The 17,806-nt window shown below is 55.0% G+C and carries 17 protein-coding genes; 11 read left to right on the top strand and 6 right to left on the bottom strand.

What is annotated here, in order from left to right; all coding sequences use genetic code 11:
- Positions 1-31: 31 nt before the first annotated feature.
- The 3 genes from V6N04_RS10785 to V6N04_RS10795 all read left to right on the top strand — a co-directional run bounded on the left by V6N04_RS10785 (position 32) and on the right by V6N04_RS10795 (position 3,208).
- A complete protein-coding gene (locus tag V6N04_RS10785; protein ID WP_371170171.1) occupies positions 32-2,293 on the top strand; it encodes an NADP-dependent malic enzyme in 2,262 nt (753 codons plus the stop codon).
- 60 nt (positions 2,294-2,353) lie between these two features.
- On the top strand, positions 2,354-2,485 hold the full coding sequence (locus V6N04_RS10790; RefSeq protein WP_371170172.1) for a hypothetical protein: 132 nt from the start codon (positions 2,354-2,356) through the stop codon (positions 2,483-2,485).
- A 90-nt stretch (positions 2,486-2,575) separates the two neighbouring features.
- The gene (locus V6N04_RS10795; protein ID WP_371170173.1) at positions 2,576-3,208 is read left to right on the top strand and encodes a COG3904 family protein; all 633 of its coding nucleotides are present in this window, start codon (positions 2,576-2,578) and stop codon (positions 3,206-3,208) included.
- Between the two features lie 53 nt (positions 3,209-3,261).
- Here the strand turns inward: V6N04_RS10795 and V6N04_RS10800 are convergent, their stop codons facing one another.
- Entirely contained in the window at positions 3,262-5,475 is a 2,214-nt protein-coding gene (locus V6N04_RS10800; RefSeq protein WP_371170174.1) for an NADP-dependent isocitrate dehydrogenase, read from the bottom strand.
- A 182-nt stretch (positions 5,476-5,657) separates the two neighbouring features.
- Positions 5,658-6,674 carry an isocitrate/isopropylmalate dehydrogenase family protein gene (locus V6N04_RS10805; RefSeq protein ID WP_371170175.1) on the bottom strand — a complete coding sequence of 339 codons (1,017 nt, stop codon included), beginning with the start codon at positions 6,672-6,674 and terminating at the stop codon, positions 5,658-5,660.
- Positions 6,675-6,863: 189 nt separating this feature from the next.
- On the opposite strand from V6N04_RS10805, the gene V6N04_RS10810 reads away from it, so the two are divergent.
- The gene (locus tag V6N04_RS10810; protein ID WP_371170176.1) at positions 6,864-7,751 is read left to right on the top strand and encodes a ribokinase; all 888 of its coding nucleotides are present in this window, start codon (positions 6,864-6,866) and stop codon (positions 7,749-7,751) included.
- Here V6N04_RS10810 and V6N04_RS10815 read toward each other — a convergent pair.
- A complete protein-coding gene (locus tag V6N04_RS10815; protein ID WP_371170177.1) occupies positions 7,748-8,035 on the bottom strand; it encodes an SCP2 sterol-binding domain-containing protein in 288 nt (95 codons plus the stop codon). The genes V6N04_RS10810 and V6N04_RS10815 overlap by 4 nt on opposite strands.
- 75 nt (positions 8,036-8,110) lie before the next feature.
- Entirely contained in the window at positions 8,111-9,334 is a 1,224-nt protein-coding gene (locus V6N04_RS10820) for an argininosuccinate synthase (protein ID WP_371170178.1), read from the bottom strand.
- A gap of 148 nt (positions 9,335-9,482) precedes the next feature.
- Between V6N04_RS10820 and V6N04_RS10825 the strand changes: the two genes are divergently transcribed.
- Together V6N04_RS10825 and ilvA are read left to right on the top strand one after the other, a co-directional pair.
- On the top strand, positions 9,483-10,271 hold the full coding sequence (locus V6N04_RS10825) for a hypothetical protein (RefSeq protein WP_371170179.1): 789 nt from the start codon (positions 9,483-9,485) through the stop codon (positions 10,269-10,271).
- 59 nt (positions 10,272-10,330) lie between these two features.
- On the top strand, positions 10,331-11,578 hold the full coding sequence (gene ilvA, locus V6N04_RS10830) for a threonine ammonia-lyase IlvA (protein ID WP_371170180.1): 1,248 nt from the start codon (positions 10,331-10,333) through the stop codon (positions 11,576-11,578).
- Between the two features lie 8 nt (positions 11,579-11,586).
- On the opposite strand, the gene V6N04_RS10835 is transcribed toward ilvA, so the two are convergent.
- Entirely contained in the window at positions 11,587-11,901 is a 315-nt protein-coding gene (locus V6N04_RS10835) for an Hpt domain-containing protein (protein ID WP_371170181.1), read from the bottom strand.
- Between the two features lie 151 nt (positions 11,902-12,052).
- On the opposite strand from V6N04_RS10835, the gene V6N04_RS10840 reads away from it, so the two are divergent.
- The gene (locus V6N04_RS10840) at positions 12,053-13,351 is read left to right on the top strand and encodes a PP2C family protein-serine/threonine phosphatase (protein WP_371170182.1); all 1,299 of its coding nucleotides are present in this window, start codon (positions 12,053-12,055) and stop codon (positions 13,349-13,351) included.
- On the opposite strand, the gene V6N04_RS10845 is transcribed toward V6N04_RS10840, so the two are convergent.
- A complete protein-coding gene (locus V6N04_RS10845; RefSeq protein ID WP_371170183.1) occupies positions 13,330-13,773 on the bottom strand; it encodes an NUDIX domain-containing protein in 444 nt (147 codons plus the stop codon). The genes V6N04_RS10840 and V6N04_RS10845 overlap by 22 nt on opposite strands.
- A 72-nt stretch (positions 13,774-13,845) precedes the next feature.
- Here V6N04_RS10845 and hslO point away from each other — a divergent pair, with 72 nt between their 5' ends.
- Genes hslO through V6N04_RS10865 form a run of 4 tightly spaced genes read left to right on the top strand, consistent with a single transcriptional unit; the run spans position 13,846 to position 17,795 of the window.
- Complete coding sequence (gene hslO / locus V6N04_RS10850; protein ID WP_371170184.1) at positions 13,846-14,847, top strand: Hsp33 family molecular chaperone HslO; 1,002 nt, start codon at positions 13,846-13,848, stop codon at positions 14,845-14,847.
- Positions 14,816-15,436 carry a CoA pyrophosphatase gene (locus V6N04_RS10855; RefSeq protein ID WP_371170185.1) on the top strand — a complete coding sequence of 207 codons (621 nt, stop codon included), beginning with the start codon at positions 14,816-14,818 and terminating at the stop codon, positions 15,434-15,436. The genes hslO and V6N04_RS10855 overlap by 32 nt, the downstream gene beginning before the upstream one ends.
- Entirely contained in the window at positions 15,433-16,578 is a 1,146-nt protein-coding gene (locus V6N04_RS10860; RefSeq protein ID WP_371170186.1) for a CCA tRNA nucleotidyltransferase, read from the top strand. Before V6N04_RS10855 ends, V6N04_RS10860 begins: the two co-directional genes overlap by 4 nt.
- Positions 16,575-17,795 (top strand): class I SAM-dependent RNA methyltransferase, encoded by a 1,221-nt coding sequence (locus tag V6N04_RS10865; RefSeq protein WP_371170187.1) that lies wholly within the window; start codon positions 16,575-16,577, stop codon positions 17,793-17,795. Before V6N04_RS10860 ends, V6N04_RS10865 begins: the two co-directional genes overlap by 4 nt.
- Positions 17,796-17,806: the final 11 nt, after the last annotated feature.

Below are 17,806 nucleotides of genomic sequence, written 5' to 3' on the forward strand. Positions count from 1 at the left end.
ATTCAAACCGCAATTTACAAAGGCGATACCCATGCCCAAAGCCAAGATCACATCGGAAGAGGCCCTTGCATATCACTTGGACCCGATGCCGGGTAAGTTTGAAGTTACGCCTTCGGTCCCGATGACAACGCAGCGCGACCTTTCGCTTGCGTACAGCCCTGGTGTCGCCGTCCCCTGTGAGGCGATCGCTGCGGATCGACAGACGGCCTATGACTACACCAATAAGGGCAACTTGGTCGCCGTGATCTCGAACGGGACGGCCGTTCTGGGGCTTGGTAACCTTGGCGCGCTTGCTTCAAAGCCGGTGATGGAAGGTAAGGCCGTCTTGTTCAAACGTTTTGCGGATGTGAACTCGATCGACATAGAGCTTGATACCGAAGACCCAGAGGCTTTCATCAACGCGGTCAGGCTAATGGGTCCGACATTTGGCGGCATCAATCTGGAAGATATCAAAGCGCCCGAGTGTTTTATTATCGAGCAACGCCTGAAAGAAGAGATGGATATCCCTGTCTTTCATGACGATCAACACGGCACGGCTGTGATTTGCGCAGCGGGCCTGATGAATGCACTACATCTGTCGGGCAAGAAAATCGAAGACTGCCGGATTGTGCTGAACGGCGCGGGTGCCGCTGGCATTGCATGTATCGAATTGATCAAAGCAATGGGCGCCAAACACGATAATTGCATCGCTTGCGACACCAAAGGTGTAATTTATCAGGGTCGCAAAGAGGGTATGAACCAATGGAAATCAGCCCACGCCGCGAATACCGAACTGCGCACGTTGGAAGAGGCTATGGAGGGCGCAGATGTGTTCTTGGGCGTATCAGTCAAGGGTGCGGTGACGCAGGACATGGTTGCGTCGATGGCGGACAACCCCGTCATCTTTGCTATGGCAAACCCCGACCCAGAAATCACACCGGAAGAAGCGCAAGAAATTCGCAATGACGCCATCGTTGCAACTGGCCGGTCAGACTATCCGAACCAGGTTAATAACGTGCTGGGCTTCCCTTATCTGTTTCGCGGAGCGCTTGATATCAACGCCCGCGCCATCAATGATGAGATGAAGATAGCCTGCGCGCGCGCTTTGGCCGAATTGGCGCGCGAGGATGTGCCTGACGAAGTTGCCATGGCCTACGGTAAAAAGCTGACCTTTGGTCGCGACTATATTATTCCCACACCTTTTGATCCTCGTTTGATCCACACAATTCCGCCGGCAGTCGCGCGGGCCGGGATGGATACCGGCGTTGCGCGCCGCCCGATTATCGATATGGACGGCTATGAACAAAGCCTGAAGGCCCGGATGGATCCGACGGCTTCGATCCTGCGGGGAATTACGGCTCGGGCGCGGAAGAACCAAGCGACTATGATTTTCGCCGAGGGTGATAATCCGCAGGCTCTGCGGGCAGCTGTTCAGTATCAGCGAAATGGATATGGCCGGGCACTGATCGTTGGGCGCGAAGATGATGTGAAATCCAAGCTGGAGGCCGAAGGTCTGGGCGATGCAGTGCGTGAGCTTCGCGTGGTGAACGCCGCCAATACGGACGAATTGGATGCTTATAAGTCGTTTCTGTATGAAAGGCTGCAACGCAAGGGGTTCGACCGTCAGGACATCCACCGGCTGGCGGCAAGGGATCGACATGTGTTTGCATCCCTGATGCTGGCGCATGGCCACGGTGATGGTCTAATCACCGGTGCAACACGAAAATCTGCCTATGTGCTTGATCGCATCAATCACGTGTTTGATGCCCGCGCGAGCGATGGGGCGGTTGGGGTGACCGCGGTTTTGCACAAGGGCCGGATCGTTCTGATCGCAGACACGCTGGTGCATGAGTGGCCCGAAACAGAAGATTTGGCGAACATCGCCGAACGCGCTGCCACCGTCGCGCGCGGGCTTGGACTAGAGCCTCGTGTCGCGTTCGTTAGCTTCTCGACTTTCGGGTACCCTATTTCCGAGCGGGCCGAAAAGATGCACGAAGCGCCCGCCATCCTTGAGGCGCGGGGCGTCGATTTCGAGTTTGACGGAGAGATGACGGCCGACGTAGCGTTGAACGCTGATGTGATGGCGCAGTACCCGTTCTGTCGCTTGTCAGGCCCAGCAAATATTTTGGTTGTTCCGGCGCGTCACTCGGCGTCGATTTCGGTCAAGATGATGCAAGAACTGGCGGGTGCGACGGTCATTGGGCCGATCCTGTCTGGCATTGATCAGCCGATCCAGATTTGTTCGACCAATTCGACCTCGAACGACATTTTGAACATGGCCGTTCTGGCCGCCGCACGGCTGGGCGAAAAGTAAGCTAAGCCGCCGTTTGACCAGCGATAGCCCGCGCCCCTAGTCTAAGGCATGGCCTATCTGATGACTCATTGGCGTGGCGAACAGTCGCTGGTCCGTTCATTTTGGCTGAACGGGGTCGCGCTGCGCGTGGTTATCTATGGTGCTTTGGCAGCGCTGACTTGGGCGCAACCGTTGCCAAAGATCCTGCTTTAAGCGGCGATTGCGTTCGATCTTGTTGTGCTCACGTGGCAAAGCATTGGCTATTTTCGGGCGTCAGAGCGAAGCTTATCTGGGTCAAGCTCTATGATGCCGCTTTGGGGCGGGATAATCGCGTTGGTGGTCGCCGTGTTCATTACCCTGTCTCAATGGTGGGGTCTTGTATTGGCGGCAAACCCACCGCCCGAGGAAGAACTCTTTTCATCAAAGATGGAGAGGCTGCGCGCGGCGCAGTATGCATTGGACGTTGGTGACAACGGAAAGGTTCTGACCTTTGAGGGTGAGTTTACGCATGGCGTAACCAAGCGCATTGCAAACTTGATTGCAGAGAATCCGCAGCTAGAAACCGTTACACTAACCAGCCCCGGCGGCAATATTTTTGAAGCGCGGGGGGTGGCACAACAGATCTTTTCGGCGGAATTAGACACTCATGCTGCGGGTGATTGCAGCTCTGCCTGTACACTGGTGTTCGTTGCTGGTCGGGGACGCACCGCAGCGCCTGATGCACGGCTGGGGTTTCACGGCTACGCTCTGCTTAACGCGGCGCAACTGCCGCAGTTCGATGTCGAAGCAGAACAAGATCGTGATCGCGCATTCTTCGTTCAGCAAGGCGTAACCGACGCATTCGCGAAACGTATGTATGATCAACCAAACCCATCAATCTGGTTTCCCACTCGTGAGGAGTTGTTGGAAGCGTCGGTTCTTCGGGGACGGAAATAGAAGACGCCCCCACAGAAATCCTGTCGGGGCGTCCAGTGTTAAGTTCAAGCAGATCAACCAATGATCGCGTTTAGTGTGGCGCTGGGCCTCATGATTTTGGCCTTCAACTCGATGCTTGGACGGTAGTAACCGCCAATGTCCGCCGCTGGGCCTTGAACAGCCGCCAGTTCCGCCAGGATTGCGGTCTCGCCATCCGCCAGAGCCGTGGCAATCGGTGCAAACTCTGCTGACAGTTCCGCGTCATCCGACTGGGCAGCAAGTGCTTCAGCCCAGTACCGCGCAAACCAGTAGTGGCTGGCGCGGTTGTCGGGCTCTCCGACCTTGCGGCTGGGCGAGCGATTGTTATCAAGGATGCCTTGCGTGGCTTGCTCGGCCGCCGCGCCAAGAACACCGGCTTTGGCGTTGCCTTTCACGTCCGCAAGGAAGTTCAGGCTTTCGCCCAGCGCGCAAAACTCGCCCATGCTGTCCCAACGCAAGTGGTTTTCTTCGACCAATTGCTGAACGTGCTTGGGTGCTGAGCCACCGGCGCCGGTTTCAAACAGCCCGCCGCCCTGCATCAGCTTCACGATCGACAACATCTTGGCCGATGTGCCGAGTTCCAGGATCGGGAACAGGTCGGTCAGGTAGTCGCGCAGCACATTGCCAGTAATCGCGATGCTGTCATTCCCTGCTGTGATGGTGGCAAGCGACTGTGCCGTTGCTTCACGAGGGGCCATGATCTGGAACAGATCCGCCTTGCCCGCAGCGTCCAGCGCGGGTTGAACATACTTGATCAGTTCGGCGTCATGGGCACGGTTTGTGTCCAGCCAGAAGATCGCCTCGGACCCTGTCAGGCGTTGGCGGTCAAGTGCAAGTTGGATCCAGTTTTCAATCGGCGCTTTCTTAACGGTGCAAGCGCGCCAGATATCTCCAGCCTCGACCGCGTGCGTGTGGAGCGTGTCGCCATTGGCCAGAACAACGCGAATTTCACCATCTGCGGGTGCTTCAAATGTTGTTGGGTGCGAACCGTATTCTTCGGCTTTCTGCGCCATTAGACCCACATTAGCCACCGCACCGGCGGTGGCGGGGTTCAGCGCGCCATTCTTTTTGAAGAACTTGATCGATTCATCATAGATGGTCGAATAGCAGCGATCTGGGATGACGCAATTCGTGTCGCCTTTAGCGCCGGTCTGGTCCCAGCCCTTGCCGCCTGCGCGGATCACGGCTGGCATCGAGGCATCGATGATAACGTCTGAAGGGACATGCAGGTTGGTGATACCCTTGTCGGAATCCACCATGTACATCGATGGGCGCGAGGCATTCACGTCCGCGATTGCGGCCATAATTTCGGCGTCGTCTGCGACACGTTCCAGCAGGTCGCCCATGCCAGAATTCGGATTTACGCCCAACGCATCCAGCTTGTCGCCGAACTTGTCGAACACAGGGGCAAGCCATGTTTTGACGGCGTGGCCAAAGATGATCGGGTCCGACACCTTCATCATCGTTGCCTTCATGTGCAACGAGAACATAGTGCCGTCTTTCTTGGTGTCTTCGATGGCGTCGGCCAGAAAAGCCTCTAGCGCTTTGGCAGACATAAATGTCGCGTCCGCGATTGCGCCTTCTTCAAGTGGCCAAGCGTCTTTCAGAACTGTTGTTGAGCCATCTTTGCCAACGAACTCGATCCTTGCATCACCGGCTTGGGCGGCAGTGATCGTCGCGGATTTTTCATTCGCATAGAAATCGTTGCCCAGCATAGACGACACTTTGGTTTTGCTGTCGGCGGACCATTCCCCCATCGAATGAGGGTGCTTCTGCGCGAAGTTCTTAACGGCCTTCGCGGCCCGTCGGTCAGAGTTACCTTCACGCAGAACGGGGTTAACAGCCGAACCTTTGATGGCGTCAAAGCGTGCGCGGATCGCCTTCTCATCGTCAGTCTTCGGTTCTTCGGGATAATCTGGCAGGCTATAGCCCTGTGACTGTAGCTCTTCGATTGCGGCGACGAGCTGCGGGACAGAGGCTGAGATGTTGGGTAGCTTAATGACATTTGCATCTGGCGTTTTCACCAGCTTGCCAAGCTCTGCCAGATCATCGGACTGGCGCTGGGCGTCTGTCAGGCTCTCTGGGAATGCCGAGATGATGCGGGCAGCCAGTGAAATATCCTTGGTTCCAACCGAAACGCCAGCCGCCGAGGCAAAGCGTTTGATGATCGGCAGGAACGAGGCGCTGGCCAGTTCGGGCGCTTCGTCTACAATTGTATACAGAATGTCGGGTTGCGATGTGTCGGTCATGTTAGAACACCCCTTTTTTCGCTGAAGGTTCCAGGGACGGGCTGTGGCGCGTTGCCGCTGGAAGGTGAGAATTCACCCCTCCCATACACAAAGAAGACAAGGAAAAAAAGGGCTGAGCGCTAACAGTTCGAAGAAAAAGGGTCGCAGGCTAAGCTGCGACCCCAATCCGTAATGTGTCGTGATTACAGACGGTCAATGATCGCCTCGGCAATCGACATTGTGTTGCCAGTGCCGCCAAGGTCGGGCGTCACGCGATCTTTCGCTTGAACAGTGTCTATTATAGCCGTTTTCAACCGTTTTGCATCACTGGTCAGGCCTACATGCTCTAACATCATTTCGGCCGCCATTGCGAAAGCGCAGGGGTTGGCTTTTTGCTGGCCCGCTATGTCGGGGGCAGAGCCGTGTACGGCCTCGAAGATCGCTGCATTGTCGCCAATGTTTGCGCCCGGAGCCAATCCTAGCCCCCCAACCAATCCGGCCGCGAGGTCGGACAGGATGTCGCCAAACAGGTTCGTGGTAACTATTACGTCAAACGCATCTGGATACATAACCATTTGCATGGCGCAGGCATCAACAATGCGTTCATCGCATTCTACGCGCCCCTCATATTCTTTTGCGACGTCACGCGCCTCTTCCAAAAACATGCCCGAGAGCAGTTTCAGAATGTTCGCCTTGTGTACGATGGTGACCTTCTTACGACCGTTGGCCACCGCATATTCAAACGCGGCGCGGGTAATACGGCGGGCTTCAGCTTTGGTGTTGTACCCGGTCGAGAAGACTTTGCCTTCAGGATCGCCATTATGTTCCTGATACCCTTCGTCGGCGATGTAATATCCTTCGAGGTTCTCGCGGAAAATCACCATATCGATGTTGTCGTAGCGTCCGTCTGTCTTGATGGTTTGGGTTGGGCGGACGTTGGCGTAAAGCTCAAACGCTTGGCGCAGTTGAAGGTTGATCGACTTGAAACCACCGCCGACCGGCGTGGTCAGCGGGCCTTTTAAGGCCAGCTTGGTGCGCTTGATGCTGTCCAGCGTCGCGTCTGGCAAAGGCGTTCCGACAGCATCGAACGCTGTCATACCCGCTTGCTGTACGTCCCATTCGAACGGGCTGCCCATGTGATCAAGAATGGCAGTGACGGCTTCAGTGATTTCTGGCCCGATACCGTCGCCCGGAATAAGTGTAGCTTGAATTTTCGTCATGACTGTCTCCATGCCTCTTTTTACGCGTTTGCCGCTGATGATGGCGGCATACATTGGTATACAACGGTATACAAGCGGAATTCTGGGGCCTGAAGGTCTATTTTCGGCCAAGCAAATCCCGTTTCAGCCTAGCTTTCCCTTGTGATCCCTGTCCAGCGCAATAGGCTTCGCCCAAAACAGGAGGCACAAGTGGCGATCTATAACCTTGGTTCAATCAATATCGACAATTTCTATGAGGTTGAGCATTTGCCAAAGCCCGGCGAAACACTGGCTTCCGTCGATCATCACGTTGGATTGGGTGGGAAGGGCGCCAACCAATCCATTGCTGCAGCGATGGCCGGCGCACCGATAAAGCATATCGGCGCGGTCGGTCAGGAAGGGGCGTGGTGTAAAGCCAGGCTAGATGAAGCTGGGGTCGATACGAGCGATCTGTTAACCGTCGATGCAGCAACGGGTCATGCAAATATATGTGTGGATGCAGAGGGTGAAAATATGATCGTCCTGTTTGCCGGCGCCAACCATGCGATCATGGATGCGCAAGTCACCGACGCGCTTGAGCAGGCCGGGCACGATGATACGCTGATCTTGCAGAACGAGACCAACATGACGTTCGAGGCTGCGTGCCTCGCGCGCTCAAAGGGGGCATTCGTGGTCTATTCTGCCGCACCGTTCTCGGCGAAAATGGCTGCCCGGATGCTACCTGTAACGGATCTTTTGGTGGTGAACGAAGTCGAGGCTCGGCAGTTGTCGCAGGCTCTGGGTGTCAATATTGAACAGATAGATGTCCCCGAACTGCTTATTACGCGCGGGGCCGATGGTGCGAGCTGGCGCTTCAATGCAACTGGTGAGCAGATCGACGTTCCAGCCTTTAAGGTCGATCCGGTTGATACGACCGGCGCCGGAGATTGCTTTATCGGATACGTTGTGGCGGGGCTTGATCAAGGTCTGGAGGCGGGCGATGCCATGCGTCTGGGGGCGGCCGCGTCAGCGATACAGGTCACCCGGCACGGAACGGCGGATGCAATGCCGACGCGGATCGAAGTTGATGCATTTCTGGCAGAAATAGGGTCGATCTAACCCCTCAATATCTGCCCCAGGCGCATCGCAATCGAGACGTCGCCCGACACTTTGATTTTACCCATGGCGAAGGCCGTGACCGGGTTCAACTTGCCTTTGACAAGCTTCTCAAGGTTGTCGCGCGTCATCGAGATTGTGCAGGCCGTCTCCTGATCTTCACGCACCATAGCGCCATCTTTTAGGACGATCACGCCGTCCTCGCCGCAATCCAGCTTCAAGCTTTCTTCGAAAGGTCGCTTTTGCAAGCCACGTTGAATCTTTTCGGCAATTGGTGTCAGGGGCATGGGGGACCTCATATGAAAAAGCCCCCGTGTGATACGAGGGCGCTTTGATGTGGTCCACAATGACGTGGCGCGAACTTATTTGAAGCGGCGGTTGCGCATCGCGATCAGTTTCAGACGCAGGGCGTTCAGCTGAATGAAGCCAGCCGCGTCGGTCTGGTCGTAGGCGCCCATGTCTTCTTCGAAGGTCACGTGCTCTTCGGAATAGAGCGAATGATCAGACCAGCGGCCAACCACGCGGGCCAAACCTTTGTAGAGTTTCATGCGAACGGTGCCGGTCACGTGATCTTGGCTGGCGTCAATGGCCGCTTGCAGCATCTCACGCTCGGGGCTGAACCAGTAGCCGTTATAGATCAGCTCTGCGTATTTCGGCATCAGCTCGTCTTTCAGGTGCATCGCACCGCGATCCATGGTGATGCTTTCGATCCCGCGGTGAGCATCCAGAAGGATCGTACCGCCTGGGGTCTCGTAAATGCCGCGCGATTTCATGCCGACATAGCGGCCTTCCACCAGATCAAGGCGGCCAATTCCGTGTTTGCGGCCGTATTCGTTCAGCTCGGTCAGGATCGTTGCGGGCGACATTTGCTTGCCGTTGATGGCAACAGGATCGCCCTTCTCGAACTCAATCTCGATGAACTCCGGCGTGTCCGGCGCATCCTCGGGATGTACGCTGCGCTGATAGACGTAATCAGGCGCGTCTACGGCGGGATCTTCCAAAACCTTGCCCTCGGACGAGGTGTGCAGAAGGTTTGCATCAACCGAGAACGGAGCTTCACCACGTTTATCTTTGGCAACTGGGATCTGGTGTTGTTCAGCAAATTCCAACAGCCGCGTCCGTGATCCAAGGTCCCACTCACGCCAAGGCGCGATCACCTGAATTTCGGGGTTCAACGCATAGGCCGCCAATTCGAACCGCACCTGATCGTTGCCCTTGCCGGTCGCGCCATGGCTGACCGCGTCTGCGCCGTGCTCTTCCGCCAGTTCAACAAGCCGCTTCGAAATCAGCGGCCGTGCGATTGATGTGCCTAGTAGATAAAGGCCCTCGTACTGAGCATTTGCGCGGAACATCGGAAACACATAATCGCGCACGAATTCTTCGCGCAGGTCTTCGATATGGATGTTCTCGGGCTTGATGCCCAGCATCTCTGCCTTTTTGCGTGCTGGCTCCAGCTCTTCACCCTGACCAAGGTCAGCGGTGAAGGTGATCACCTCGCAACCATATTCGGTTTGCAGCCATTTCAGGATGATCGAAGTATCAAGACCGCCGGAATAGGCCAGGACAACTTTCTTAGGCGCGGACATTCTGTTTCCTTTCCGATGTAACGCTGCGCGATTAGCCTTTTTTTCAAGGCGGGGCAAGCGTTGTGACGAAACGGTAAGAACCACCAGAGGTTGCACGGCCTGCCGTTCTGTGATTTGCAGCCTCGAAACGTGAATTTACGGAGTGATTATGACTGGTTCTCAACTGTTGAAACATTCATTTGGAATGATCGAAAGAAATATCGGAACAGCGATGCGGATATCGCTTGTGTTGTTTCTGGTGTCGCTGGCGTTGCAAGTCGGTATGATCGTCTGGATGGGAGCCAAGGCGGCGGTTGTCGCAAACCAAGGTACCGCTATATCAGTATTTGCGAGTTATATACCATCGTTTACAACGTTATTTCTTGGCGCGTGGGTGGCCGTGGCATGGCACCGTTTTGTGCTACTGGAGGAGCATAACGGTGGATGGCTGCCCCACTTTCATGGGCGCGAGGTAATGTTCTATATTCTTTGGATTGTCGTGCTTGGGCTGATCTATATTGTTCTGATACTGCCGTTGATTTTCTTTTTTGTGACGGTTGCCGTTGGCGTAGAAGGTGGTGATACGTTTAGCCCCGCAACGGTGGCTCTGCTCGCGTTGGCAGGCGTTGTGACGATGTTCGTCATCGTCGTGGTTCTGTCGCGGCTGTCTCCCGTGCTCGTATCCCGCGCCGTTTCCAACAGATTAAGCCTGACCGAAGCCTGGCGTGCGACGCGTGGAGCTTCGAAGCCAATCATTGGCTTCATGCTTATCATGCTGTTGTTCTTGGTTGTGTTTGGCGTGGTCGTCTCTTTGATCGTTATGGCGCTGAAGACAGCCGGTTTAGTGCTAGTTGTTCCGATCTACCTGCTCTTCACCTGGTTCCTGATGCTTTTGCAAATAAGCTATATGACCACGTTATATGGGCATTATGTCGAAGGCCGCGAACTGACGCTGTGATGCGATGATTGCCACTGGCCACTCTTGCCAAAGGGCGGCCGCTGCGCCAGACATTCCTCATGAGCGATTTCATCGAAAAAGCCCGCACCGCCGAGACGTTGATGCGTACGTTGTTCTCAGCGACACCGCTTCAACGGAATGATCACCTATCGGGTATCTATGACGCCGATATTTGGTTGAAGCGCGAGGATCTAAGCCCGGTTCGCAGCTACAAACTGCGTGGTGCGTTGAACGCGATGGCGAAAGCGCGCGCGCGAAAACCCGACCAGAACCTTTTCGTTTGCGCCTCAGCCGGAAATCATGCGCAAGGCGTCGCGTATGTTTGTCGACATTTCGACGTAAAAGGCGTCGTGTTTATGCCGGTCACCACACCACAACAGAAGATTGCCAAGACACGTATGTTCGGTGGAGATAATGTGGAAATCCGCCTGATTGGTGACTATTTTGATGACACGTTGGCCGAGGCGCAGGCGTTCTGCCGTGACGCTGGAGGTCACTTTCTGTCGCCCTTTGATGATCTGGACGTAATAGAAGGTCAGGCAAGTGTTGCAGCCGAGATTGCGGACCAAATGGGCCGTGCGCCAGATATGGTAATCCTCCCAGTCGGCGGAGGCGGATTGTCGGCAGGTATCACGCAGTATCAGCAATCAGCCGCGCCGAAATCAGACATACGATATGTTGAACCATCAGGCGGCAAAAGTCTAAGGGCAGCGTTGGATGCCGGGCATCCAGTAAAGCTTGATCATGTCGATAACTTTGTTGATGGGGCTGCGGTGGCACAGATTGGCGATCTGACATTTGAGGTGTTGAAGGACACAAATGTTGATCATGTGTTGGCCGTCCCAGAGGATCGTATTTGTTCGACCATTCTGGATATGCTGAATGTTGAAGGTGTGGTTCTAGAACCAGCAGGCGCGATGTCGGTTGATGTGCTGAAAGATCTGCATACAGAGGTTGTGGGCAAAACGGTGGTATGTGTTACCTCTGGTGGGAACTTCGACTTCGAGCGCCTTCCCGAAGTTAAAGAACGCAGTCAACGATATATCGGCGTGAAGAAGTACTTTCTATTACGGCTCCCTCAGCGTCCCGGTGCGTTGAAGGATTTTCTTCAAATTCTTGGACCGGATGACAACATCGCACGTTTCGAGTACCTGAAAAAAAGCGCGCGGAACTTTGGATCCGTCCTTATAGGTATTGAAACAGCCAGCCCCGAGAATTTTGAAACTCTTTTCTCGCGACTTGATGAGGGCGGATTCGTTTATTCCGACATTACCAATGATGAAACGATAGCAGAGTTTGTCGTCTAATCCCGGGCTCAGGCACCAGATATGAACGCCTCTTTAGATGCGTCATAGGTTTGAAAGACGGGTGTAAGCGGGACGGCATCATAGTTTCCGGCCGCAGCTTCACGCTCACCATCACCACATAGCTTTGAAAGTGATTCAAACCCGAGATTCAAAGAAGAGCTTTTTAGAAAATGCATGTCTTGCTCGAACAGCGCGGGTTTGGGCGTTGATTTCAAGCGTGCAATGACTTCTTCGACTTCCTCTAGAAACAATTCAGCAACTTCGGCGAAGTCTTCTTCACCGATTTCGGTTTTCAGTTCGTTCACACGATCCCAGTTTATCATCCAAACCTCCCGCAGAGATGACCCGACTGTATGTACAGGCGGTTAATAAGTCGTAAGCATCGAAGAATGCGTAGATTTTTACTTTTAAGCGGCTGTTAAATCCAATGTCTTACTGATTGCTACAACAGCATTATTCTGGTGAGGATTCGGTTTGATCGCCGCAAGCGTACACATTGAAAACGATGACTATTCGCAGGATGCAGTACTGACGGACCCGCCCGAGAATCCGGTTCGTCGAATTCTTGTCGTCGATGACAGCCGGGCACAACGTCGCATACTGACGTCGTCTCTGACCCGCCAAGGCTATGAGGTAACCGAGGCTGCTTCAGGCGATGAAGCATTGGAAACCTGCAAGAATGAGCATTTTGACCTGATTCTTAGCGATTGGATGATGCCGGGCCTTGATGGGTTGGGGCTGTGCAAGGCGTTTCGGGAGCTTCCGCACGCAAGTTATGTCTACTTTATCCTTTTGACGTCGAAGACGGACAAGGGTGCGGTCGCGCAGGGGCTTGATGTTGGCGCAGATGATTTCCTGGCAAAGCCGGTTAATCCGGACGAATTGCGAGCACGCATCAACGCAGGCGGCCGCATACTGTCGATGGAGAGGGAGCTTCAAGACAAGAACCGCTTGGTTAGCTCCACGTTGGATGAAATTCAGACCCTTTATGACTCGCTTGATCGGGATTTGGTTGAAGCTCGGAAGATGCAGCAATCCCTTGTTCGGGAAAAATATCGGGATTTTGGTGCGGCTGAGGTATCTCTTATGCTCAAACCTTGCGGACATGTGGGCGGAGATTTGGTCGGTTTCTTTGATGCTGGGCCGGAGAAAATGGCATTCTACTCTATCGATGTTTCGGGGCATGGTATCGCGTCTGCGCTTTTGACGGCACGGTTGGCGTCCTATTTTTCGGATGGCTCCCCAACACATAACATAGCACTAGAGTTGGAAGAGAATGGATCTTACGGCTGTCGCCCACCAGAAATTGTAGCGGAAGAACTTAACTCACTTTTGCTAAACGACATTAAGTCCGAACATTACTTCACGATGCTTTTTGGCTATCTTGATCTGAGTTCCGGGGATGTCGAAATGGCGCAGTGCGGTCACCCGAATGCCGTCTTGCTTCCCGATCAGCAAGGTGCCTCGTTCGTAGGTGATGGCGGGATGCCCATTGGCTTGATAGCTGATGCGCAGTTCGGACGCCAACATTTGCGGCTCAAGCCAGGAGAGCGTCTGATCTTCTACTCGGACGGGTTCACCGAATGCGAGAATGAGGCCGGGCAGATGTTGGACGAGGACGGGTTTGCGACCATACTCAATAATAACAATCTTTTAACCAACGAGGCTTTGTTCGATTCACTGGTGTGGGACCTCGATCAGTTTTCCGGTGGGCAAGACCTGGGTGATGACTTGTCTTGCGTCATGGTCACTTATTTGCCCAGGCGGAAATAGCGCGAAACAAAATGTCGGTCGCCGCTATTGCACAGGATGCGGCAGGCGGTCCCTGCATCGGTCCATATCGCTTCATGATCAGGCTCAAGGGGCGGTCCAATTTTACGCACCGGCCGAGCCGCAAAGATATGGCAAATCTTTTCGGCCCATAGATCGTATTCTGGCATGTAGGTGAAGCGACGGTAGGCACCGATCCGCGTAGGGCGCGATATTTTCCAGCCCGTTTCCTCCATCACTTCTCGGTGCAGGGCGACAGATCCGGTTTCTCCGGAGTCGATTCCTCCGCCCGGCAGCTGATATTCGTCAAACTCACCGGACTGATGCGTGATCAGCATTTCGTCCCCGCGTAGAAGAATGGCATAGGCGCCCGGTCGCAAAGTATACTTGCGGTCCTGCCTACGAGGGTCACCAAATCTTCGCATAGCCCCTTTTTCCTTCGGTTGCCGCTACCATATAGACGCGGTATGCCAAGCTGAACGCTGATAGGAAACCCCATGACGACCGGAAATCAAATAGCCTGGGATGATACCATCCTGCCATTTCAACTAGACCATAGTGATATTCGAGGCCGGGTGCTTCGGCTGGATGGCACGTTGGACACGATCCTGTCTCAGCACAAATACCCGCCCGCGATTGAAGCGTTGGTGGCAGAAGCCGCAATGCTGACCGCGATGATTGGGCAGACCATCAAGATGAACTGGAAGTTGTCGCTTCAAATTCGTGGTGATGGCCCCGCTCGGTTGATCGCGACGGATTACTATGCCCCCGCCAGCGAGGGCGAGCCAGCAACCATACGGGCATATGCCAGTTTTGACGAAGATCGGTTGGACCCTGATGGGCCCGGATTTCCGCAAATCGGCAAGGGGCAATTCGCCATTCTGATCCACCAGGGAAGCAAGCAGCAGCCCTATACCGGAATTACTCCGATTGCTGGCCAATCTCTGGCCGATTGCGCAAAGGCGTATTTCGCACAATCTGAACAGCTGCCGACGCGCTTCCACCTGACATTTGGAAAGTCCACATGGGCCGGTGGGGAAGAAACTTGGCGCGCCGGTGGGATCATGTTGCAACATATGCCCAAGGCTTCCCCACAAGTGACGGGTGAAGGTGGTTCAGGCGATGGCGGCTTGTTGGCGCCTCGGGATTTGCTTGATGGTGACGATGCGGAAAACTGGAACCGGGTGAACATTCTCTTGGACTCCGTCGAAGAATTGGAGCTGGTGGGGCCGTCTGTTCAGCCGACAGAATTGCTTGTACGCCTATTCCACGAAGAAGCGCCGCGTGTTTTTGACGCCCAGCCGGTCGCCTTTGGCTGCCCATGTTCAGAGGAGCGTGTACGCGAAAGCTTGTCGATCTATTCCGCCCGTGACCTTGGTCACATGACGACCGACGAAGGTCGCGTGACGGCGGATTGTCAGTTTTGCGGTGCCCATTATGACCTCGACCCGGCGACGTTGGGTAAGGATGCAGTGGGTTCGGATCGCGCGGGTGACTGACCGGCTTGAAATCATTGAAACTGCCCTTGCCTTGCCGGGTGAGGGAAGCTCAGATTTTGACCTTCATCAGGATTTACGGCGTGTAAAGCCGTCTGGGTTAAGGCCAGCTGCGGTGCTGGTGCCTCTGATCTTCAGGGACGGTCAGCTGCAGGTGATCCTGACCAAGCGGTCCTCGGCGTTGAAGCATCATCCAGGTCAGATCGCGTTTCCCGGGGGGAAGGCCGACAAAGGTGACATTAGCGCCGATGCAACAGCGCTTCGGGAGGCACATGAAGAGATCGGATTGCCGTCGAATATCGTGCAGATCTTGGGACAGTTGCCGCCGCACGAGACGGTCACTGGTTTTTCAGTTGTGCCGGTTGTGGGCCTTATCGGGGAAGATTTTGATATTATTGCCGAGACGGGTGAAGTTGATGAGGTGTTCCTTGTTCCCCTAGATCATGTGACTAACCTTGCCAAATTCAGCCAACAAGGGCGATATTGGCAAGGGCAGATGCGGATGTATGAGACGGTGCCATATGGGCCGTACTACATTTGGGGTGCGACTGCGCGTATGTTGCGCGCCTTTGCCGAAAGGATGCCGCAGTGAACAGGGTCAATGGCGAGTGGATTAAGGGCAAAGCGGCCCGGTCTGTGTGTTCGGCCCTGCAAAGTGCGGGGTACGAGGTGTATTTTGTAGGCGGTTGCGTACGAAACGATCTATTGGGGATGTCGATCTCGGATCTCGACTTGTCGACAAACGCCCGACCCGATCAAATAATAAAGGCCGCCGCAGATGCCGGGCTGCGAACTGTCCCCACCGGTATTGATCATGGGACGATTACCGTTGTGGCCCATGGCGAAGGCCTGGAAGTGACAAGTTTTCGCAAGGACGTTGAGACCGATGGGCGCCGCGCTGTCGTTGCCTTTTCGGACAGCCTTTCGGATGACGCGCGGCGGCGGGATTTCACTATGAACGCGCTTTATGCAACACCTGCGGGTGACGTGGTTGATCCTTTGGGGGGGCTACCAGACCTTCTGGCCCGCCGGGTGCGATTTATCGAGAGCGCGGATGAGCGGATACGAGAAGATTATCTTAGGACGCTGAGGTTCTTTCGATTTCATGCTTGGTACGGTGACCCTGCTGCGGGAATTGATCCCGAAGGACTCGCGGCTGTTTCGTCAAATATAGGTGGATTAGAGACTTTGTCGCGGGAGCGGGTCGGTGCCGAAATTGTAAAGCTCCTATCCGCGCCGGATCCGTCAACGGCAGTTGCCACTATGGCACAAAGCGGGGTCTTGTCTGCGGTTTTGCCGGGTGCGGATCCATCCTTCCTTTCTGTACTTGTTCATCTTGAGGCCGGTCGGTCCCCCGATGCGATCCGCAGGTTGGCTGTCCTGGGCGGCGAAGATGTCGCGGCCCGCCTTCGATTGTCGAAACGTCAGGGCGCAGCGCTTTCGTTGTTGCGCGACGAAATTGGGTCACAGAGAGAAGCGGGGGAGTTGGCCTACCGGCATGGGCGAGACGTCGCGATCGATGTTTTGCTACTTCGTGCGACTCTGGCGGGCACTGACCTAGACATATCGGTTGACGCAGATGTCGAAATTGGGACCTCCGCTGTGTTTCCCGTCCGACCTTCCGATCTGATGAGCAAGTATTCGGGGCCTGCGCTGGGCGAGGAGCTGCGACGACTTGAAGGAGATTGGATCTCGTCAGGATTCCGCCTGAGCCGAGAGGAGCTGCTAGCATGACCGAAACCTACGTCATCGAGCGTCTTGGGCACCTTGGGGATGGGATTGCACCTGGCCCTATCTATGCTGCGCGGTGTTTGCCGGGGGAAGAAATTGCCGGTGATGTGGTTGAAGGTCGGATTGCTGCGCCCTGGATTGTCAGGCCGTCGCCAGATCGGGTGAAGGCCCCGTGCAGGCACTATAATTCCTGTGGGGGTTGTTCGCTTCTTCATGCTTCGGATGGGTTTGTCAAAGATTGGAAGACCGACGTAGTACGAGCCGCTCTGGCAGCACACGGTTTGGCGCCGGAGTTTCGCGCCACACAAACCTCGCCTGCGCAATCTCGCCGTCGTGCTGTCCTTTCTGCGCGGCGGGGCAAGAAAGGCGCGGTTATTGGGTTTCATGGGCGTAAGTCGGACGCGATCACCGCCGTTGATGGGTGTCGGTTGCTGCATCCTGATATTTTGGCTGGGTTACCTGCCCTATCGGAATTGGCGCAAATTGGAGCGTCGCGAAAAGGAGAGCTGTCCATCAATGTGGTTCAATCCACGGCAGGGCTGGATGTCACCGTTTCAAATGGAAAGCCGCTTAACCGCGAGTTAGAGACTAACCTAGCCCAAGCGTTGCATAAATTTGGGTTCGCTCGTTTGGCTTGGAACGGCGAAGTGATCGCGGTCGAAACGCCCCCGGTTCAGAGGTTTGGGGCGGTGTCTGTTGTCCCACCCTCAGGCTCTTTTTTGCAGGCCACGCGGGAAGGTGAGAATGCTTTGCTAACGGCCGTGTCCGACATTGTCGGCGATGCAAAACAAGTTGTGGACTTGTTTGCTGGCTGCGGGACATTTGCTTTGCCGCTGGCACAGACTGCCGAGATTCATGCCGTTGAAGGCGCAGGTGAGATGTTGGATGCACTGGCGTTGGCTTGGCGAAATTCGCGGGGGCTAAAGCATGTCACCACCGAGGTGCGCGACCTGTTTCGCAACCCGCTTATGGAAGAGGATTTGGCCCGTTTTGATGCAGCGGTCATTGACCCGCCCCGTGCTGGCGCTGCAGCGCAGATAGAAACACTAGCAGCATCTGATGTTGCGCGGATCGCGATGGTGTCATGTAATGCGGTGACGTTTGCACGAGACGCCAAGGCGCTGTGTGATGCTGGATATGATCTGAATTGGGTGCAGGTGGTCGATCAGTTCCGCTGGTCCACCCACATTGAACAAGTCGGCAGCTTTACCAAATCATGACAAAGGGATCA

Origin of the sequence: Aliiroseovarius conchicola, from assembly GCF_041403445.1 — a bacterium.
GTDB classification, from domain to species: domain Bacteria; phylum Pseudomonadota; class Alphaproteobacteria; order Rhodobacterales; family Rhodobacteraceae; genus Aliiroseovarius; species Aliiroseovarius conchicola.